This is a genomic window from Sulfurospirillum deleyianum DSM 6946 (assembly GCF_000024885.1).
Lineage (GTDB): Bacteria > Campylobacterota > Campylobacteria > Campylobacterales > Sulfurospirillaceae > Sulfurospirillum > Sulfurospirillum deleyianum.
The window spans coordinates 1,822,407-1,838,530 of sequence record NC_013512.1 but is presented as its reverse complement, the minus strand read 5'-3'; the positions used below and the strand labels follow the sequence as shown (position 1 = coordinate 1,838,530).

The following is a 16,124-nucleotide window of genomic DNA, read 5'->3' as shown; positions in this document are numbered from 1 at the left end:
GTGTATGAACATCGCTGTGCCCTTATTTTCTTATCATTTTGAAACCAAATTAGAAAAAGTTACGTTTTATTCGCTTCTTTTGTTTGTGCTATTGCTCCCTTTTTCAAAAGCGTTTATGAGTTTTTGTGTTTTTTATTTTCCTCTTTTACTTTTTTTAAACTTTGGGATCAAGGGCATATGGGAAAGACTCAAATGTATTCCTGCTATGCTTCCATTTTTTCTTTTTATCGGCTATATGAGTGTTACAGTGTTGTGGACAGAGCGTTTTGTACAGGCTAATGGTCTTTTAAAGCTCTATTTTTTACTCTCTTTGATTCCTTCTTTGGCTCTTTTGGTGAAAAAAGAGTGGCTTAAACCCTTGGTGGTGGCATTTTTATTTTCTCTTAGCGTAAGCAGTGCACTCTCTATGGGGCATTATTTGGAGTGGTGGCAGATTAGAGGTCAAGCACAGTTGAATACTTCACCTTTTATGAATTCTATTCATTACAGCGTATTTATGGCAGTAGGTGCTATCAGTACACTTTATATAATGATTACACTAAAACGAGATAGAGTAAAACAGTTTGGACTTTTAGCGCTCTCTCTTTTGTTGATCGTAACACTGTTTCTCTCAAATGGCAGAACAGGGCAACTCTCTTTTTTAGTGGCACTCTGTTGGATGATCGTTATGTTTTTTAGAGGGAATATGAAACTATTATCGGGATTGGTTTTTACCGTTTTCATTGCTGCTTATGGTATTTATAATGGTGTGCCTCAATTTCAAAAGAGGATTGATACCATTTTTGTGGATGTTCAGAAAATGAAACAAGGCGTGTGGAATACTTCTATTGGTCTACGTTTAAGTTACTGGTTACTTGCCAAAGAGATTGTTTTAGAACATCCTCTTTTGGGTGTTGGCTATGGGGACTATAAATTAGCCGTGGAAGAGGCACTTCAAAAGAATGATTTTGGTATAGAAGCAAAAGCGAAAGCATTTTTAATTACAAATGATTTACACAGTCAATATTTAATGGTGGTTGTACAAGGCGGTCTGATTGGGCTTGTGCTTTTTGTATGGTTTTTAATAGCGCTCTATCGTCTTCCTATTCAAAATCCTGTGTATAAACGACTCAGTCTATTACTTTTAAGCATTTATATTATTGGGTGTTTCCCTGAACCTTTACTGATTTTACTCAATCCTCTAACTTTGTTTGCCTTTTTTGTGGGATTGAGTATGGCTGTTTCTAGTAAACTTGACCAAGAGAAAGTGTTACATTAATGGATCGATTTTATTTTATTTTATTTTATTGTTTTAGTGCTTTAGTGAAATACACACCACGGAAAGTGTTAGATTTATGTTTGATTTTTATCGCTGATGTGGTGCGTTTTTTCGATACTAAACATCGCTCGATTATTATGACAAATCTCAATCTTGCCTATGAAAAAACCCTCTCTCTAGCGCAAAAAGAGGCGATTATGAAAGCGGCATATCGTAATCTTGCCTTTAATGGGGCGGATTTTGTACGCAATTATCCTACTACCAAAGAGGCTGTTTTAAAGAAAGTGCGTTTTGAAAATGAAGATATTATGCAAAAGGTACTAAAGAGTAAACGCCCGATTATTTTTCAAACGGGGCATTATGGGAATTGGGAGTTAATTTCATTAGCACTTGCCGCACGTTATGGCGCACTCAGTGGTATTGGAAGACCACTGGATTCACCGACGATGGATCGGATTGTTCGTACCAATAGAGAACAACTGGATATTGAGATGATTGATAAAAAAGGGGCAATGCGCCCGATGCTTAAAGCAGTTAAAGAGGGACGAAATATTGGATTATTGGTCGATCAAAACACCTCTCAAAAGGCAGGGATTGTTGTTAAGTTTTTTGGTAAAAATGTACGACATACCCCAGCTGCAAGCATTATGGCACGGCGTGTCAATGGTTTAATTGTCCCTGTTTTTATGACCACAAATGATCATGTGCTTTATACGCTGAGTTTTCATGAACCCATCGAAGTTGCCAATACAGAAAATATGGAGCAGGATATTTTAGAAGCGACTCAAGCCCAAGCTAATGTGATGGAAGCCGTGATTCGAGCAAAGCCTGAGGAGTGGTTTTGGTTTCATAGACGTTGGAAAGGCGAGCATAAAAGCGTGTACGGTGTGCGTAAAAAAAGGAAAAAAAGAGATGCCTAAATCGTTTTTACATGTAAACTTTGCGAAAGGATTTCGAGGTGGAGAACGTCAGACGTTGCTTCTTATTCAAGAGCTGTCCAAAAAAGGATATGTTCAAACACTTTTAACCAGAAATCAGGCGGAATTGGCAAAACGAGTCGCAGCGCTAAAGCTTCCTCATGTGATGATAATTGAGGTGAAAAAACCCTATTTGCTTTCGCTTAGCCTTCTTAAAAAGGCTGATGTGGTACATGCGCATGAGACGAAAGGGGCGCAATTTGCCTTTTTAGGGTATCTCTTTTTTAAAACACCGTATCTCATTACCAGATGGGTGGATAGTGCGATTAAAAAGAGTAGCTTTACAATCTTGATAAAGATTTGCGAAAGAGACTTACCGAGCGTGCCTTTCATGACACGGATACGTTTTCACCTGAGCGAATGGCTGAGCGCTACGAGGCATTGTATGCTGAGGTACTAGGGTGAGAATTTGCATCGTAAAGCTCTCCGCCATGGGCGATATTATTCATGCGATGGTAGCACTACAATTCATTAAAAAAGCCTTACCAACTGTGCGTATTGATTGGGTCGTGGAAGAGGCTTTTAAAGGTGTTTTGGAGAATAATCCCGATATCGATAATGTTTTGTGCGTCAATCTAAAATCTTTAAAAAAAAAGAAGTCGGCTCTCTTCTCACAGTATCGTCTTTTAAAAAGCTATGCTAAAAATAATTACGATGTGATTATTGATGCGCAAGGGCTTTTAAAATCAGCTTTGGTTGCAAAAATCATTGGGGCAAAAGAGATTGTGGGATTTGATAAAGCTTCTATTCGAGAGGGCATTGCCTCTTTGTTTTATAGCAAAACAGTCTCTATTGCCTACACGGCAAATACGATTGACCGTAATGTGCGAGTCTTGTGTGAGCCTTTGGGGATTGAGGTGAGCCCTCAAGAGATTATCCACAAAAAACCTTTTTTGGTAAGTAATCATGTTGTGGAAGCGTTGCCAGAGAAATTTTTGCTTTTGGTGATTGGCTCCACATGGGAGAGCAGAAATTATCCTAAAGAGAAGTTTGTGGCAGTTGCTGAGGCATTGGGCATGAAAGCGTTGGTGGTTTGGGGAAGTGAAGAGGAGCATCGTAAAGCTTTGTGGATGCAAGAGCAAAGCGCTTTCATTGAGGTGTTGCCAAAAGGCTCACTCGATGCTTTAAAATATGTGATTTCACACTGTGCTTTGCTCATTGGCAATGACACGGGACCTACGCATATGGCATGGGCGCTTAATGTTCCTTCCATCACTATTTTTGGCCCAACACCGATTAATAGAGTCTATGTTACTCCCATAAATAAGGTTGTGAAGTCCAAAAGCAGCGTCAACCCTCTAAAACTCAATAAGCAAGATTTTTCCATTCGAGAGATTGAAGCAGAAGAGATTGTGAAGGTTGCTAAAGCATTGCTTTTATCGTAAATGTTTAGGATTTCTTATCAAAGATATAAATATCATCAAAAAATTTATGAGACTTCTTGCAAAAATCATTTTGCAAGAAGGAGAAAAGCACCAAGGGTGCGTGGGCTTTTGGCCAAAGAAAACTCAGTGTTAACGTAACCTTTAGAGCTTTGCTTTAAAGGCGTGTCAAGAGTTCTGCAAGAACTCTAATAAAAATGTAGAAGAGTAAACGTGAATAAACCTATCCCTTTTGAGCATATTAGCTATGAAGAACATACCCTTTTGGACTATATCTTCGAATCTGTTTCCAATGATACTTTAGCGCACGTAGCAGAAAAAACTATTGAGACAGGGCGAACAGATCATCAACTTTTTATTGTTTCTCATCATTCTAAGCGTTATTTTGTCAAAATCTTTGACACATCTCATCATACAAGATGGGCAAGAAGAGTCGAACTTGGATTAAAAGATATTTTCTCTTCAGGAGCAAAGCGCTGTTTTGAAGGCTCCGTAATGCTCTATCGAAAAGGAATCCCAACGGCTAAACCGATTGGGTATTTTTCTATGGGATTAGTGCCATGGAAGAAAAAAAGTGTGGTCATTTTTGAAATGATAGAAGATGCGCAAGCGCTTCATGTATTGTATAAAGATTTGGATAGTCGTTTTGAAACATTTTTTGCTTTGATGGCGCACTATACCAAAAAAATGCACGATGCCAATATTCGTCATACAGATATTGTGTTACACAATTTTTTAGTGCAAGAAGACAATGGGGTACAAAAACTCTATATGATTGATACGGATAAAGTACATTATGCAGGTTTAAGTAGAATTTCTTTTCTGACAAAAACTTTTTTTGATATGCATTGTATTCGAAGGCTTAATGTGAGTGAAGAAGAAATAGAACTTTTTTTAAGACATTATTTTGGAGAAAAATACACGTCTTTTTGGAAAAAAGTGTTTGCTTTTTGGAGTAAAAAAACGCTCTAAAATGCTTACATGTAAGAAAGCAGATAAACAATGTATTTATCTGTTTTTCTTGTTACATGTAATGGATGTTTGAAGTTTTTTTATAGTGATTCAAAAAATTGAAGATAGTTAGAAACTGTTTTTGTGTGGGAAAACTCGTTATCAATCGTTTTTTTCACGTTAGCTTTTAGTTCGTTAAGCAAAGTGGGTGACTCATACAAAGAGCGAATTTTTTGGGCTATCGATAAAGCGTCTTTAATGGGAACGATAAGTCCATTGACATGGTCTTGAATGATTTCAAGTGAGCTTTCATTGGCTGAGGCAATGACGGGAGTACCGCTTGCAAGAGATTCAAGAATGACTCGAGGCAAACCCTCTTTACGGGTAGATGCATGTATAAGAACATCGCATGACGCAATAATCTGAGGAACGTCTTTGCGATGTCCTGTAAGGTGAATTCTCTCTTTCATTCCACTTTTTTCAATCACTTCTAAATAGTGTGGTTGATCAATATGATTTCCTATTAGGAGGATGTGCAAGTTTGGTATATCTGCGAGGTGATGCGCCGCTTCTAAAAGATAAATGAGTCCCTTGTGTTCTCGAACATTTGCGACGAAAGCTACATTGAAATTCGTTGGATGTGTTCCAAAGATTTCAAGATTAGCAGGCGTTTCGTTATACCATGCGGTATCGTGTCCTTTGTATATGGTGACAACTCTTTTTTTCGTTCTTTTTAACTGTTTTCTTACATGGTTTTCAACTGATTTGGAAACACACACGATGCCATCAACCCTAGGATTGAGCGCATTGAGATAAGAACTTATGTCATGTCTGTAGAGTCCTCCCGTTGTGCCTCGATAGACAATTAATTTTACAGGTAATGCGAGTGTCGCAAAAATGGCATTTGAAATCGCTTTTGAATTGGTAGCATACACGATTGAAATAGACTTTTCGCGAATAATTTTTCTTATCAATAAGATCGTTTTTAGACTGATTTTTCGTTGATATTCTGTATGAAAAAGTTCAATACCATGAGATTTTAATCTTTCAGTATAAGGTGTATTTTCTTGCGTCATAATGGTGACATTGTGCCCTGCTTTTGCGAGAGAGACAAAAATTTCTAATTCAGGTCTTACGCTATTGAAAGAATCATTAGACGCAGTAAGGATGAGAATATTCATGGTGTTGTTACCTTTAAAATTTAGATAATATGAGATAAAACCATCCCCGCATCAATGCCCTTCATGCACGCATGGTGACCCAAAGGGCAGGTGCGTTTCATGCAGGGCTGACAAGAGAGATTTAATTTTACAATGGTTTCATACGGGTTGTTCCAGCCATGTGTTTCGGTGCAAATGGTTGGTCCAAAAATGGCAATGGTTTTGACTTTGTAGGCTGCTGCGATGTGCAAAGGCCCGCTATCGTTGGTGATAAAAAGATCCACTCCTCCGATGTGCTCACACAAGCTTTTAATGGAGGTTTTTCCTGCAAGATTTTCAACATTTTCAATGCCCTGTGCTCGTATGAGATTTTCAATTTCGTGGGCGATTTCAACTTCGCTAGGCCCTCCAAAGATGACAATGTTATAGCGTTCATGCAAGGCAATCGCCACTTTGGCAAACTCCTCAGGATACCAGCGTTTCGCACTGCCATAGGTTGCGCCAGGGTTCAGTCCTAGGGTTTGTTTTTCGTAGCGATGCGCTTTAAAAGGCAGATACAAATCGCCCAACGGAAAGTTTACATGTAAAGCATGTGAGGCAAAATCGTTGTAGCGTTTGACTTGATGGATGGACTCTTTTGAGAGCCGTTTGTAATGCATTTTCTGTGTGGCACTCAGGCACAGCAGTAAAAATTTTGTGCTCCATTGTCTACGAAAAGAGAGGGCGATGTCGCATTTGCCAACCTCTTTGCTCATTTTGTAGAGCCATGCCCAACGGTTAGCACTTTTTTTACTCTCATCCACAATGACATAGCTTACACCCTCATAAGCTTTGTAGACTTCCATTGCCGCAAAGGAGCCAAAGAGAATAATCTCCGCTCCCTTAAAATGCTCAATAATATTTTTAATCGCTACACTTGCCATAATGGCATCGCCTAGCCATACAGGCGTTTCAATGAATAGTTTCATGCAAGACCTCTTTAAAGGCATAAAAGCCTTCCCTTTTTCGAATGCCCTCACGGTTATCGACCAGTCCGTATCCAGGGGCAATCAGTTGGTGCCAAAAGAGTTTACGCACCTTACCACTCTCTTTGGCGGTACGGATGTAGGCTTTTAAAAACGTGGCGTAGTCGCTTTCACTCACGCACTCTTTTTCGCTGGTTGGCGCATACGGAGCAGTGTTGGAAAGTGGCCAGTTCACTTCGGTAATGTAAATATCATCGCTACTTTTAGAGCTCAGCGCACACAAAGAGGAGAGCAGGTTGATTTTATCTAAAGTGTTAAAGCCTAGCTGGGTGTTGCTAGGTGCACCCCTTCTGTCCACATACAAAAGTGAAGTGTGTTTATCAAAACGCACATTAAAGCCATTAAAAAGGGCACGAGCCGTGTAGTGGTACTCAAAGTCGATGATGGAAGGACCTAAGAGAGATAGTTTGGGAAACTCTTTGTCTCGAAGGGCTTGTATGCAGGCATAAAAACGCAAATACTCTCCCACGCTAAAAAAGCCCCATTTGGCACGATTAATCGCATTGCCAATTTGAAATTCACTCACCAAAGGAGAAAAAAGCTCAAAAACTCTTTTTACATGTAAAGCGCTAAGTTCCAAATCTTCGATATGCTCTCTATCTTGCATGATGCAGAGCACACAGTGTTTATCCTCACCAAAACGCTTTAAAAAAGCCACATACGCTTCAATGTTTTGCATCTCCCAAAGTGGAAAACGACAGAGCAGATGCTTGACTCCCAACTCCTCCACGAGAGCGATTTGCTCTTCACCCTTGTCTAAATTGACACAAAGACCAAGATCAAACGCTTTGGCTACTTTTTGTGTGCGAAATTTCATGTGTAAAAACGCTACTGGCAGTATAAAAAGAGCGGTGAAAAAGGTTTTGAGGTACTCCTTCCACTGTAACGCCCGCATACGCTTTTTATAGGCTTTATCCTTTAAAACATGAGGCTGATCAGAGTAGCCATCCCAAAAAAACGGGGGTTTCACTGTGCGTCTCTTTCACGGTTGGCTTCGTAGAGTTTCATGTACTTGTAAAAGTTGGTCACCATGTGCGAAAAGGAGATGATAAGTCCTGGATAACCATCTAAAAAGCCACGTTTGAGGATGTAGGTTCTCAAAAAGGAGTAGAGGCCATTGAAAAAAGCTTTGGCGGGAGAGGAGGATTTTTTGCCCACAAAATCATTGGCAAAAAGGCTAGAGTAACGATCGGCTTTGATGATAAAATCGCTAATGCTAAGGTAGCTGTAATGCTCAATGTTTCCTCCCTCAAAACTCTTTACATGTAAACCCTCATCGATGATATTTTCATGCACATAGTTGTCGTTAAAACGGGTGATGGTTTTGTTGTAGAGGCGTTTAATTTTTTGATTGTTCCAGCCACAGTGATAAATGGGGAATTCTTTGTAAAAGGCTAAAAAGTTAAGCGAATAAACCGTTTTATCTTCGAGGGGTGTGCTTAAGAGTGCTTGCGACAAAGAAGCGTCAATCACTTCATCAGCATCCAAAATCAGCACCCAATCGTGTTTGGCAAAGGAAGCGGCTTGATTTTTTGTAGCTCCAAAGCCTTTAAACTCACCCTCAATGAGTCTCACATTGCCAAAGGGTTTGGCAATCTCTTTGCTTGTATCGCTTGAGCCATTATCGTACACGATGACATCATCAAAAGCATGCAGGCTTTGAAGGGAGCGCTCAATCGTTTTTGCACCGTTTTTAACAATCATAACAATGGAAATGTGATTCATCCGAGTACCTTTTTGAAAAAGCCTTTGAGCCAAAAGAGCGTGAGATTTTTAAGGCAAAAGAGCGCATGCGGTGTTTGCATGCCATCGCCGTTGATGCGATAATTGAGTCCTCGAATGCCTGAAAAATCGCTCTGCAAAGCGTTACCAATGCGAAAAATAAAGCGATAATGCTTTTGCGTCTCCTCTAAAATGGCAGCATTGTATTTACCAAAAGGAAAAACAAAACTCGATACTTCAACGCCTAAGGCTTCTTCTAGGAGTTTTTTAGAGGTTTTAATTTCAAGCTCCATATCCGTGTTGGGTAGGCAAAGATTGGTATGCGAATGGGCATGAGAGGCTACCATGACGTGCCCTGAGGCTATCATCTCTTTCATCTCTTCTATGGTGCAAAATGTCCCTTTTTTATAGTTTGCGTGGGCTTCTTGGTGAGAAAATGCCATGCGCTCTTCTGCTAAAAGAGAACTGTTTGGAATGAGATACGCACTAGAGAAGGCTAAAAGCGCTTTGAGTTGGTACTTTTTTAAGAGCGGATAGACTAAAAAATAAAAATCACAATAGCCATCATCAAAGGTAAGACAAACTGAAGTTTGCGTGATATTCTCCCCTGGAAGTACGCAGGTAAAATGCGCTTTAATGTAAGCAAAATGCGCTTCAAGCATTTCTACGCTATTGCTAAAAACCTCTTTATTGGCGTGATGGTACATAATGTTAATCAACAACGTTCACCCCTCGCAGACGTTTTTTGAAGTTAATTTTGGCTTTGTGTGAGCGTGAGGCTTTAAGTCCCTCTTGGATGAAGGCATCCACATCAAGATGTGCGAGTGAGGCATAGTGGCTAAGCATCAAGGTTAAATCTTCATCGCTTGCCCAAAGTTTGGCAAAATTGTGTGCTCTTTGTTTGAAACTTAGGGGTTTAAAGCTCATACGATTAATGTCCACCACACAGCACTTTAATCCCTCTTTTTGAATCAACACATTGCCAGGGGAGAGGTCTTTGTGGGTGATGTGCGCCTCATGTAAGGCATAGACAAACTGGGCAAAGGCCTTAAAAATAGCTTCACGCAGGGGAAAGGTTTTGTTTAAAAGGGGTTCTCGAATGGTAAAGTCATACGGCCATTTCACACTGACATAAAAGCTCTCTTTTAAAATCCCTTTTTCAAAAAACTCAATGTAGCCCACAGGGGAAGGCGTTTCAATGCCTTTTTCTTGAAGAATGCAGGCATGGGTGTAAGAGGTTTTGGCTTTGCTAGGGCGTAGAAAACTGTAAAAGTATTTTTGAATGCCACGGGGAACTTTAAAGGATTTGACCACCAATGCTTCTTCCATGTCGTTTACATGTAAGATTTTTAATTCATTTCTAGCACGATGAATACTCTCAGAGCTTGCATTAAAATGCGTTTTGATGGTTTGTAAGAAAGCATCGCATTTTTGAAAGTGTGGTGAGAGAGCATAGTGGTGGGTGTGCATTCAATGTGTTCCGTGTAAAATTTCTATATAATTGCTTCATTTTACTTTAAAAAATCTAAAAAGGTACTTTATGATTTGTGTATTTGACATCGAAACCATCCCTGATTGCGAGCTGATTCGTAAGATTTTGGGGCATGAGGGGAGTGATGAGGAGGTTTCACGCTTTGCTATTAAGGAGCAAGAGGAGAAGAGTGGAAGTGGATTTTTACCTCTGCCTTTTCATAAAGTCGTGGCGATTTCGGCGGTCATTGCGGATGATTTTGGCATCTTTCGTAAGGTGAGTAGCATTGAGGGACGTAATGAGTTTGAGATGGTGAAGAACTTTTTAGGCTTTATCAACAAACACAACCCAAAGCTGGTGAGCTTTAACGGGCGCAGTTTTGATATGCCACTTTTGATGCTTCGAGCGATGCAATACAACCTTACATGTAACGCCTATTTTGAAGTGGAAAACAAGGAGCTGAGTAAAAATAAATGGGAAAATTACCGCTCACGCTATTCAGATCGTTTTCATGTGGATGTGATGGATCATTTGTGTGAATTTGGTGCGGTGCGTGGCTTAAAGTTAGACCATGTCTGTGCGATGGTGGGACTTCCTGGAAAATATGATGTCCATGGTGATCAGGTGATGGAACTTTTTTACGCAGGTGAGCTTGAGAAAATCAAAGAGTATTGTGAGAGCGATGTGCTCAATACCTACTGGCTTTTTTTGAAATACGAACTGCTCAAAGGTAACCTCATTATAGAGGATTATCAGCGAGCTTTGGTTACAATGCAGGAAAATTTGAAGCATGACAAATCCTACACAGACGTGTTTGGCATAGCCATCGAAGATGAATTATACAAGGAGAACCATTGAAAACGATTTTTAGAGAGTATGACATTCGGGGTATTTACGAAAAAGAGCTTAATGAGCAGATGGTCAAGTTGATTGGCTATTTTTTAGGAAAGCGCATTTTGGAGGTGGGCAAAGTGGTCTCCATTGGCTATGACGCACGTTCTCACTCCCCCATTTTATGTGAATACCTCACCAGTGGCTTAAATAAAGCAGGGTGTAAAGTCCTCAATATGGGCTTAGTGGCAACGCCTGTGAACTACTTTAGTAACTTTCAAAGTTTCGATGGTATCACCCCTAATGCTTCTATTATGATTACAGGTTCACACAATCCCAGCGAATACAACGGCTTTAAAATTACCATCGATAAAAAGCCTTTTTTTGGCGAAGATATTTATGCTTTGGGTCGTGAGATTATGCAAAATTACGACGTGGACGTTGAGGATGATTTTAGCTCGATTGCTATTGACGCCAAAGAGCGTTACATCGCTTATATGATTAAAGAGTTTGACCATTTAAAGGGCTTTGAGAAACCGTTTGTGTATGACTGTGGCAACGGTGTAGCAGGGGTTGTGGTGCAAGATATTTTTAAAGCACTGAACTTTACATGTAAAGGTTTATTTGTAGACCCAGATGGTACGTTCCCCAATCACCATCCCGACCCAACGGTGGAGAAAAACCTGAGGGACATTAAAAACGAGCTAGAGGGTGACTTTGAGCTAGGATTCGCTTACGATGGCGATGCGGATAGAATTGCCTTTTTAACCAAGAAAAACAATGTCAAAGGCGACATTATGGCGATTCTCTTTTCTCGTGCGATGAAGAATCCAACGGTGATTGGTGAAGTGAAGTGCTCTCAAATCATGTACGATGATATTAACGCTAGAGGCAAGGCGATTATGTACAAAACGGGGCATAGTAACCTCAAAGTGATGATAGCAAAAACCAATGCAGACTTTGCGGCAGAAGTGAGCGGTCATCTTTTCTTTAACGATCGTTATTTTGGCTACGATGATGCCATTTATGCCACGCTTCGTATGATAGAGCTTGTTAAAAATGGCTTGGATGTGGATGGCGAAATCGCAAAACTTCCTGTGGTCTATTCGACTGAAGAATTAAAAGTAGAAACCAATGAAAACGATAAATTTCCTTTGGTTGAAAAAGTCAAAGAACTTTTGAAAAACCCTCCAAAAGATTTTCCGCTTATCAAAGAAATCGTTGATGTCGATGGCGTGAGGGTTATCTTTAATGATGGTTGGGGACTCGTGAGGGCGAGTAACACCACACCTGTGCTGGTCACCCGTTTTGAATCCACCAATGAAGAAAACGCAAAGTTGTACGAGCGAAAACTCAATGAAATTATAGCAACAGCTAAAGCAGAGCTTCACTAATCATGAAAGGGATTATCTTAGCAGGTGGATCTGGTACAAGGCTCTATCCTGTGACCAAAAGTATCAGTAAACAACTGCTTCCCATCTACGATAAACCCATGATTTATTATCCGCTCTCCGTTTTGATGCTAGCGGGGATTCGTGAGATACTCATTATCTCCACACCTCAGGATATTGGTAAATTTGAAGAGCTTTTGGGCGATGGCAGCATGTGGGGCGTGCAACTCTCTTACAAAATTCAACCCAGCCCCGATGGACTCGCACAAGCGTTTCTTTTGGGAGAAGACTTTATCGGTGATGATAGTATTTGTTTGATTTTAGGCGATAATATCTTCTACGGTCAAGGCTTTACCCCCTTGCTTCAGCACTCTGCCAAGCTTGAAAAAGGAGCGGTCGTTTTTGGCTATCAAGTCAAAGACCCACATCGTTTTGGGGTGGTGGAATTTGATGAGAACCAAAAAGCCATCAGCATCGAAGAAAAACCGATTCATCCTAAATCGAATTTTGCAGTCACAGGGCTTTACTTTTACGATAACGATGTGATTGAAATTGCTAAAAATGTGAAACCAAGTGAGCGAGGAGAGCTTGAAATTACCAGCATCAATGAGGCGTATTTGAAGCGTGGTGATTTACATGTAGAAGTTTTAGGACGTGGTTTTGCGTGGCTCGATACGGGCACACACGATAGCTTGCTTGATGCAGGGCAGTTTGTGCAAACCATTGAGAAACGTCAAGGCTACAAAATCGCCTGTTTAGAAGAGATTGCTTATAATTACGGCTGGATTGATAAAGAGCGTGTCTTAGAAATTGCCAAACCACTGAGCAAAAATGGTTATGGTGAATACCTCAAGGATTTGGTGAAATGAGTCAAAAAACAATCTTAGTAACAGGCTGTGCGGGTTTCATTGGCTCAAACTTTGTTCCCTACTTTTTAGCAGAGCATCCAGAGTATCATCTCATCAATTTAGACCTTTTAACGTACGCAGGTAATGTAGAAAATCTTAGCGAAGTAGAGCACCATCCTCGTCATACCTTTGTGCAAGGCGATATTTGCGATAGAGCGCTGGTGGAATCGTTGTTTGAGCAGTATGATATTCAAGGGGTGATTCATTTTGCTGCTGAGTCGCATGTGGATAACTCCATTAAAAACCCTGGCGTGTTTGTCGAAACCAATGTAACGGGTACCTTTACACTGCTTGATGTGGCGTACAAAGCGTGGATGCAAAAACCCTTTGTGTTAAAAGAGGGATATGAAACATGTAGGTTTCATCATATTTCCACCGATGAGGTTTATGGTACATTGGGTGAGACGGGTTTGTTTACTGAAAATACCCCGTATGCGCCTAATTCGCCATACTCCGCTTCCAAAGCAAGTTCGGATATGATTGTGAGAGCGTACCATCACACCTACGGAATGAACACCGTGATAACCAACTGCTCTAACAATTATGGCCCCAAACAACACGATGAAAAACTGATTCCCACCATCATACGAAAAGCACTTTCAAATCAAAACATTCCCATTTATGGGGATGGTAAAAACATTCGTGATTGGCTCTATGTGGAAGATCACTGTAAGGGAATTGATTTGGTTTTTCATGATGGAATCTCTGGTGAGACCTATAATATTGGTGGCAGAAATGAACGAGATAATCTCTACATTGCCCATAAAATCTGTGAAATCCTCGATACGTTAAAGCCAAAAGAGCATGCGTATAAAGAGCAAATCAGTTTTGTGGAAGATAGAGCGGGGCATGATAGACGCTACGCCATTGATGCGAGCAAAATCGAGACAAAGCTGGGATGGGTTGCTGAGGAGAATTTTGAGAGTGGCATTGTGAAAACCATTGAGTGGTATCTAAATAAATACGAGGCATAATGCGATTTGTTTGGCTTTGTTTCGTTTTAACATCTTTGGTTTGGGGAGCCAAGCCTGAACTTTTACTGTTAGAGACCTATAAAGATCAAACTATCTCAGGGTGGCTGATGAGTGAAAAAATGGATGGCGTGAGAGCCTACTGGGATGGGGAGAAGCTCATCTCCAGAGGCGGAACCTTCTTTGCCGCTCCTTTATGGTTTACGAAGGACTTTCCGCCTTTTGCGGTGGATGGTGAGTTGTGGAGTAGGCGGGATGATTTTGAGCACATTCAGTCCATTGTTATGCAAAAAGAGGCGCATGAGGGATGGAGAGAGCTTGCCTTTTATGCGTTTGATGTCCCTAAAGAAAGGGGTGGATTAACGAAACGCTTAGCAAAGTTGGATTATTATTTAAGTTCGCATTCTGTGGATTATTTAAAAATAGCTCCGCAGTTTACATGTAAAGATGAAAATGAGCTTCAACGCTTTTTACACGAAGTTGAAAAGGCAGGAGGCGAGGGCGTGGTGATTCGCCATCCTAATATGCCTTATGTGGCAACTAGAGATGCCTATTCGCTGAAAGTTAAGACCTTTCATGACGCTGAGTGTCGTGTCCTTTCTCATCACAAAGGTGAGGGTAAATACAAAGATGTTTTGGGCTCACTTACATGTAAAAATGATGTAGGGGTTGTCTTTAAAATCGGTTCTGGTTTTAGTGATACACAAAGGCACAATCCCCCAGCCATTGGGGCAAGAATCACCTATAAATATAAAGAGTTAACGAAAAATGGAAAACCTCGTTTTCCTGTGTTTGTGCGTATCAGAGAAGATTTGTAAAAGGTAAAAGAGTATGAAAATAGCCATTGTTGGAACGGGGTATGTAGGACTTTCAAATGGGATTTTGTTAGCGCAACATCATGAGGTGGTGGCTTTAGATATTGTGCCTGAAAAAATTGAGATGATTAATGCTAAAATCTCTCCTATCGAAGATAAAGAAATAGAAGACTATTTAAAAACGAAATCATTAAATTTCAAAGGGACGTTAGATAAACATGAAGCGTATAGGGATGCTTCGTTTATTATCATAGCAACACCCACAGATTATGACCCTGAGAGCAACTATTTTAACACCAAATCCATCGAAAGTGTTGTGGCGGATATTCTTACATGTAATCCTCAGGCGACCATGGTGATTAAATCAACCATTCCTGTGGGCTATACGAAAAGCTTGCGTGAGCGTTTTAATACCGATAATATCATCTTCTCTCCTGAATTTTTGCGTGAGGGCAAAGCGTTGTATGACAATTTGCATCCGAGTCGTATCATTGTTGGTGAAAAGAGTGAGCGAGCTCAGGTGTTTGCGTCCTTGCTTGAAGAGGGTGCGATTAAGAAAGATATCCCAAAACTCTTCACCGATAGCACGGAAGCCGAAGCGATTAAGCTTTTTGCCAATACCTACTTAGCAATGCGTGTGGCGTACTTTAACGAGTTGGATTCGTATGCGGCGATACATGGCTTAAATACCAAACAGATTATTGAAGGGGTTGGGCTAGACCCACGCATTGGGCTTCACTACAATAACCCTAGCTTTGGCTATGGTGGGTATTGTCTGCCTAAAGATACGAAACAACTTTTAGCCAATTATGCGAGTGTTCCTTCTAATCTCATTGAAGCGATTGTGAAATCAAACTCAACACGAAAAGATTTTATTGCAGACTCCGTGCTGAGAAAAAATCCAAAGCGTGTCGGCATTTATCGTTTGGTGATGAAAGAGGGCAGTGATAATTTTAGAAGCTCAGCCATTCAAGGCATTATGAAGCGTATAAAAGCTAAAGGCATTGAAGTGGTCGTGTATGAACCTAGCATTAAAGAAGAGAGCTTTTACCACTCTTCTGTGATAAAAAATTTGGATGATTTTAAGTCATCGTGTGATGTCATAATTGCCAATCGGATGAGCCATGAACTTGAAGATGTAAAAGAGAAAGTTTATACCCGTGATATTTTCAACAGTGATAGTTAAGGGATAGTAGGATTTGTTGGGTATCTTTTGGCAAAAAAATTAAAAATATTTAATCCTATTCAAAGTGTGAATACAA

17 protein-coding genes are annotated in these 16,124 nt (G+C 40.3%); 11 read left to right on the top strand and 6 right to left on the bottom strand.

Annotation, left to right across the window (positions count from 1 at the left end; all coding sequences use genetic code 11):
- Positions 1 to 4: 4 nt before the first annotated feature.
- From SDEL_RS09165 to SDEL_RS09145, 5 genes are all read left to right on the top strand, one after another.
- Positions 5 to 1,258 (top strand): O-antigen ligase family protein, encoded by a 1,254-nt coding sequence (locus SDEL_RS09165; protein WP_012857576.1) that lies wholly within the window; start codon positions 5 to 7, stop codon positions 1,256 to 1,258.
- On the top strand, positions 1,258 to 2,178 hold the full coding sequence (locus SDEL_RS09160) for a lipid A biosynthesis lauroyl acyltransferase (protein WP_012857575.1): 921 nt from the start codon (positions 1,258 to 1,260) through the stop codon (positions 2,176 to 2,178). Before SDEL_RS09165 ends, SDEL_RS09160 begins: the two co-directional genes overlap by 1 nt.
- Positions 2,171 to 2,635: a glycosyltransferase family protein gene (locus SDEL_RS09155; RefSeq protein ID WP_012857574.1), complete on the top strand. Its 465-nt coding sequence runs from the start codon at positions 2,171 to 2,173 to the stop codon at positions 2,633 to 2,635. Before SDEL_RS09160 ends, SDEL_RS09155 begins: the two co-directional genes overlap by 8 nt.
- Position 2,636: 1 nt before the next feature.
- The gene (gene waaC / locus SDEL_RS09150; protein ID WP_012857573.1) at positions 2,637 to 3,620 is read left to right on the top strand and encodes a lipopolysaccharide heptosyltransferase I; all 984 of its coding nucleotides are present in this window, start codon (positions 2,637 to 2,639) and stop codon (positions 3,618 to 3,620) included.
- A gap of 210 nt (positions 3,621 to 3,830) precedes the next feature.
- On the top strand, positions 3,831 to 4,589 hold the full coding sequence (locus SDEL_RS09145; protein WP_012857572.1) for a lipopolysaccharide kinase InaA family protein: 759 nt from the start codon (positions 3,831 to 3,833) through the stop codon (positions 4,587 to 4,589).
- An 80-nt stretch (positions 4,590 to 4,669) separates the two neighbouring features.
- Here the strand turns inward: SDEL_RS09145 and SDEL_RS09140 are convergent, their stop codons facing one another.
- The 6 genes from SDEL_RS09140 to SDEL_RS09115 are packed head-to-tail and all read right to left on the bottom strand — an operon-like array spanning position 4,670 to position 9,945.
- Positions 4,670 to 5,749, bottom strand: coding sequence for a glycosyltransferase (locus tag SDEL_RS09140; RefSeq protein ID WP_012857571.1), 1,080 nt, complete (start codon positions 5,747 to 5,749; stop codon positions 4,670 to 4,672).
- 20 nt (positions 5,750 to 5,769) lie between these two features.
- Positions 5,770 to 6,696, bottom strand: coding sequence for a glycosyltransferase family 9 protein (locus SDEL_RS09135; RefSeq protein ID WP_012857570.1), 927 nt, complete (start codon positions 6,694 to 6,696; stop codon positions 5,770 to 5,772).
- A complete protein-coding gene (locus SDEL_RS09130) occupies positions 6,680 to 7,723 on the bottom strand; it encodes a hypothetical protein (protein ID WP_012857569.1) in 1,044 nt (347 codons plus the stop codon). Before SDEL_RS09130 ends, SDEL_RS09135 begins: the two co-directional genes overlap by 17 nt.
- Complete coding sequence (locus SDEL_RS09125; RefSeq protein ID WP_012857568.1) at positions 7,720 to 8,478, bottom strand: glycosyltransferase family 2 protein; 759 nt, start codon at positions 8,476 to 8,478, stop codon at positions 7,720 to 7,722. The genes SDEL_RS09130 and SDEL_RS09125 overlap by 4 nt, the downstream gene beginning before the upstream one ends.
- The gene (locus tag SDEL_RS09120; protein WP_012857567.1) at positions 8,475 to 9,197 is read right to left on the bottom strand and encodes a polysaccharide deacetylase family protein; all 723 of its coding nucleotides are present in this window, start codon (positions 9,195 to 9,197) and stop codon (positions 8,475 to 8,477) included. Before SDEL_RS09120 ends, SDEL_RS09125 begins: the two co-directional genes overlap by 4 nt.
- Positions 9,187 to 9,945: a lipopolysaccharide kinase InaA family protein gene (locus tag SDEL_RS09115; protein WP_012857566.1), complete on the bottom strand. Its 759-nt coding sequence runs from the start codon at positions 9,943 to 9,945 to the stop codon at positions 9,187 to 9,189. The genes SDEL_RS09120 and SDEL_RS09115 overlap by 11 nt, the downstream gene beginning before the upstream one ends.
- A gap of 70 nt (positions 9,946 to 10,015) precedes the next feature.
- On the opposite strand from SDEL_RS09115, the gene SDEL_RS09110 reads away from it, so the two are divergent.
- Genes SDEL_RS09110 through SDEL_RS09085 form a run of 6 tightly spaced genes read left to right on the top strand, consistent with a single transcriptional unit; the run spans position 10,016 to position 16,048 of the window.
- Entirely contained in the window at positions 10,016 to 10,804 is a 789-nt protein-coding gene (locus tag SDEL_RS09110) for a 3'-5' exonuclease (RefSeq protein WP_012857565.1), read from the top strand.
- Positions 10,801 to 12,171, top strand: a complete 1,371-nt coding sequence (locus tag SDEL_RS09105) for a phosphomannomutase/phosphoglucomutase (protein ID WP_012857564.1) — start codon at positions 10,801 to 10,803, stop codon at positions 12,169 to 12,171. Before SDEL_RS09110 ends, SDEL_RS09105 begins: the two co-directional genes overlap by 4 nt.
- A gap of 2 nt (positions 12,172 to 12,173) precedes the next feature.
- Positions 12,174 to 13,037 carry a glucose-1-phosphate thymidylyltransferase RfbA gene (gene rfbA, locus SDEL_RS09100; protein ID WP_012857563.1) on the top strand — a complete coding sequence of 288 codons (864 nt, stop codon included), beginning with the start codon at positions 12,174 to 12,176 and terminating at the stop codon, positions 13,035 to 13,037.
- The gene (rfbB, locus tag SDEL_RS09095) at positions 13,034 to 14,050 is read left to right on the top strand and encodes a dTDP-glucose 4,6-dehydratase (RefSeq protein WP_012857562.1); all 1,017 of its coding nucleotides are present in this window, start codon (positions 13,034 to 13,036) and stop codon (positions 14,048 to 14,050) included. The genes rfbA and rfbB overlap by 4 nt, the downstream gene beginning before the upstream one ends.
- Positions 14,050 to 14,865: a DNA ligase gene (locus tag SDEL_RS09090; protein ID WP_012857561.1), complete on the top strand. Its 816-nt coding sequence runs from the start codon at positions 14,050 to 14,052 to the stop codon at positions 14,863 to 14,865. Before rfbB ends, SDEL_RS09090 begins: the two co-directional genes overlap by 1 nt.
- Before the next feature lie 13 nt (positions 14,866 to 14,878).
- The gene (locus tag SDEL_RS09085; protein ID WP_012857560.1) at positions 14,879 to 16,048 is read left to right on the top strand and encodes a nucleotide sugar dehydrogenase; all 1,170 of its coding nucleotides are present in this window, start codon (positions 14,879 to 14,881) and stop codon (positions 16,046 to 16,048) included.
- Positions 16,049 to 16,124: the final 76 nt, after the last annotated feature.

Bases quoted from the DNA above. Each gene is read 5' to 3' on its own strand.
- SDEL_RS09165 (WP_012857576.1), top strand. From the start codon at position 5: ATGAACATCGCTGTGCCCTTATTTTCTTATCATTTTGAAACCAAATTA.
- SDEL_RS09160 (WP_012857575.1), top strand. From the start codon at position 1,258: ATGGATCGATTTTATTTTATTTTATTTTATTGTTTTAGTGCTTTAGTG.
- SDEL_RS09155 (WP_012857574.1), top strand. From the start codon at position 2,171: ATGCCTAAATCGTTTTTACATGTAAACTTTGCGAAAGGATTTCGAGGT.
- SDEL_RS09140 (WP_012857571.1), bottom strand. From the start codon at position 5,749: ATGAATATTCTCATCCTTACTGCGTCTAATGATTCTTTCAATAGCGTA.
- SDEL_RS09135 (WP_012857570.1), bottom strand. From the start codon at position 6,696: ATGAAACTATTCATTGAAACGCCTGTATGGCTAGGCGATGCCATTATG.
- SDEL_RS09125 (WP_012857568.1), bottom strand. From the start codon at position 8,478: ATGAATCACATTTCCATTGTTATGATTGTTAAAAACGGTGCAAAAACG.
- SDEL_RS09115 (WP_012857566.1), bottom strand. From the start codon at position 9,945: ATGCACACCCACCACTATGCTCTCTCACCACACTTTCAAAAATGCGAT.
- SDEL_RS09110 (WP_012857565.1), top strand. From the start codon at position 10,016: ATGATTTGTGTATTTGACATCGAAACCATCCCTGATTGCGAGCTGATT.
- rfbA (WP_012857563.1), top strand. From the start codon at position 12,174: ATGAAAGGGATTATCTTAGCAGGTGGATCTGGTACAAGGCTCTATCCT.
- rfbB (WP_012857562.1), top strand. From the start codon at position 13,034: ATGAGTCAAAAAACAATCTTAGTAACAGGCTGTGCGGGTTTCATTGGC.
- SDEL_RS09090 (WP_012857561.1), top strand. From the start codon at position 14,050: ATGCGATTTGTTTGGCTTTGTTTCGTTTTAACATCTTTGGTTTGGGGA.
- SDEL_RS09085 (WP_012857560.1), top strand. From the start codon at position 14,879: ATGAAAATAGCCATTGTTGGAACGGGGTATGTAGGACTTTCAAATGGG.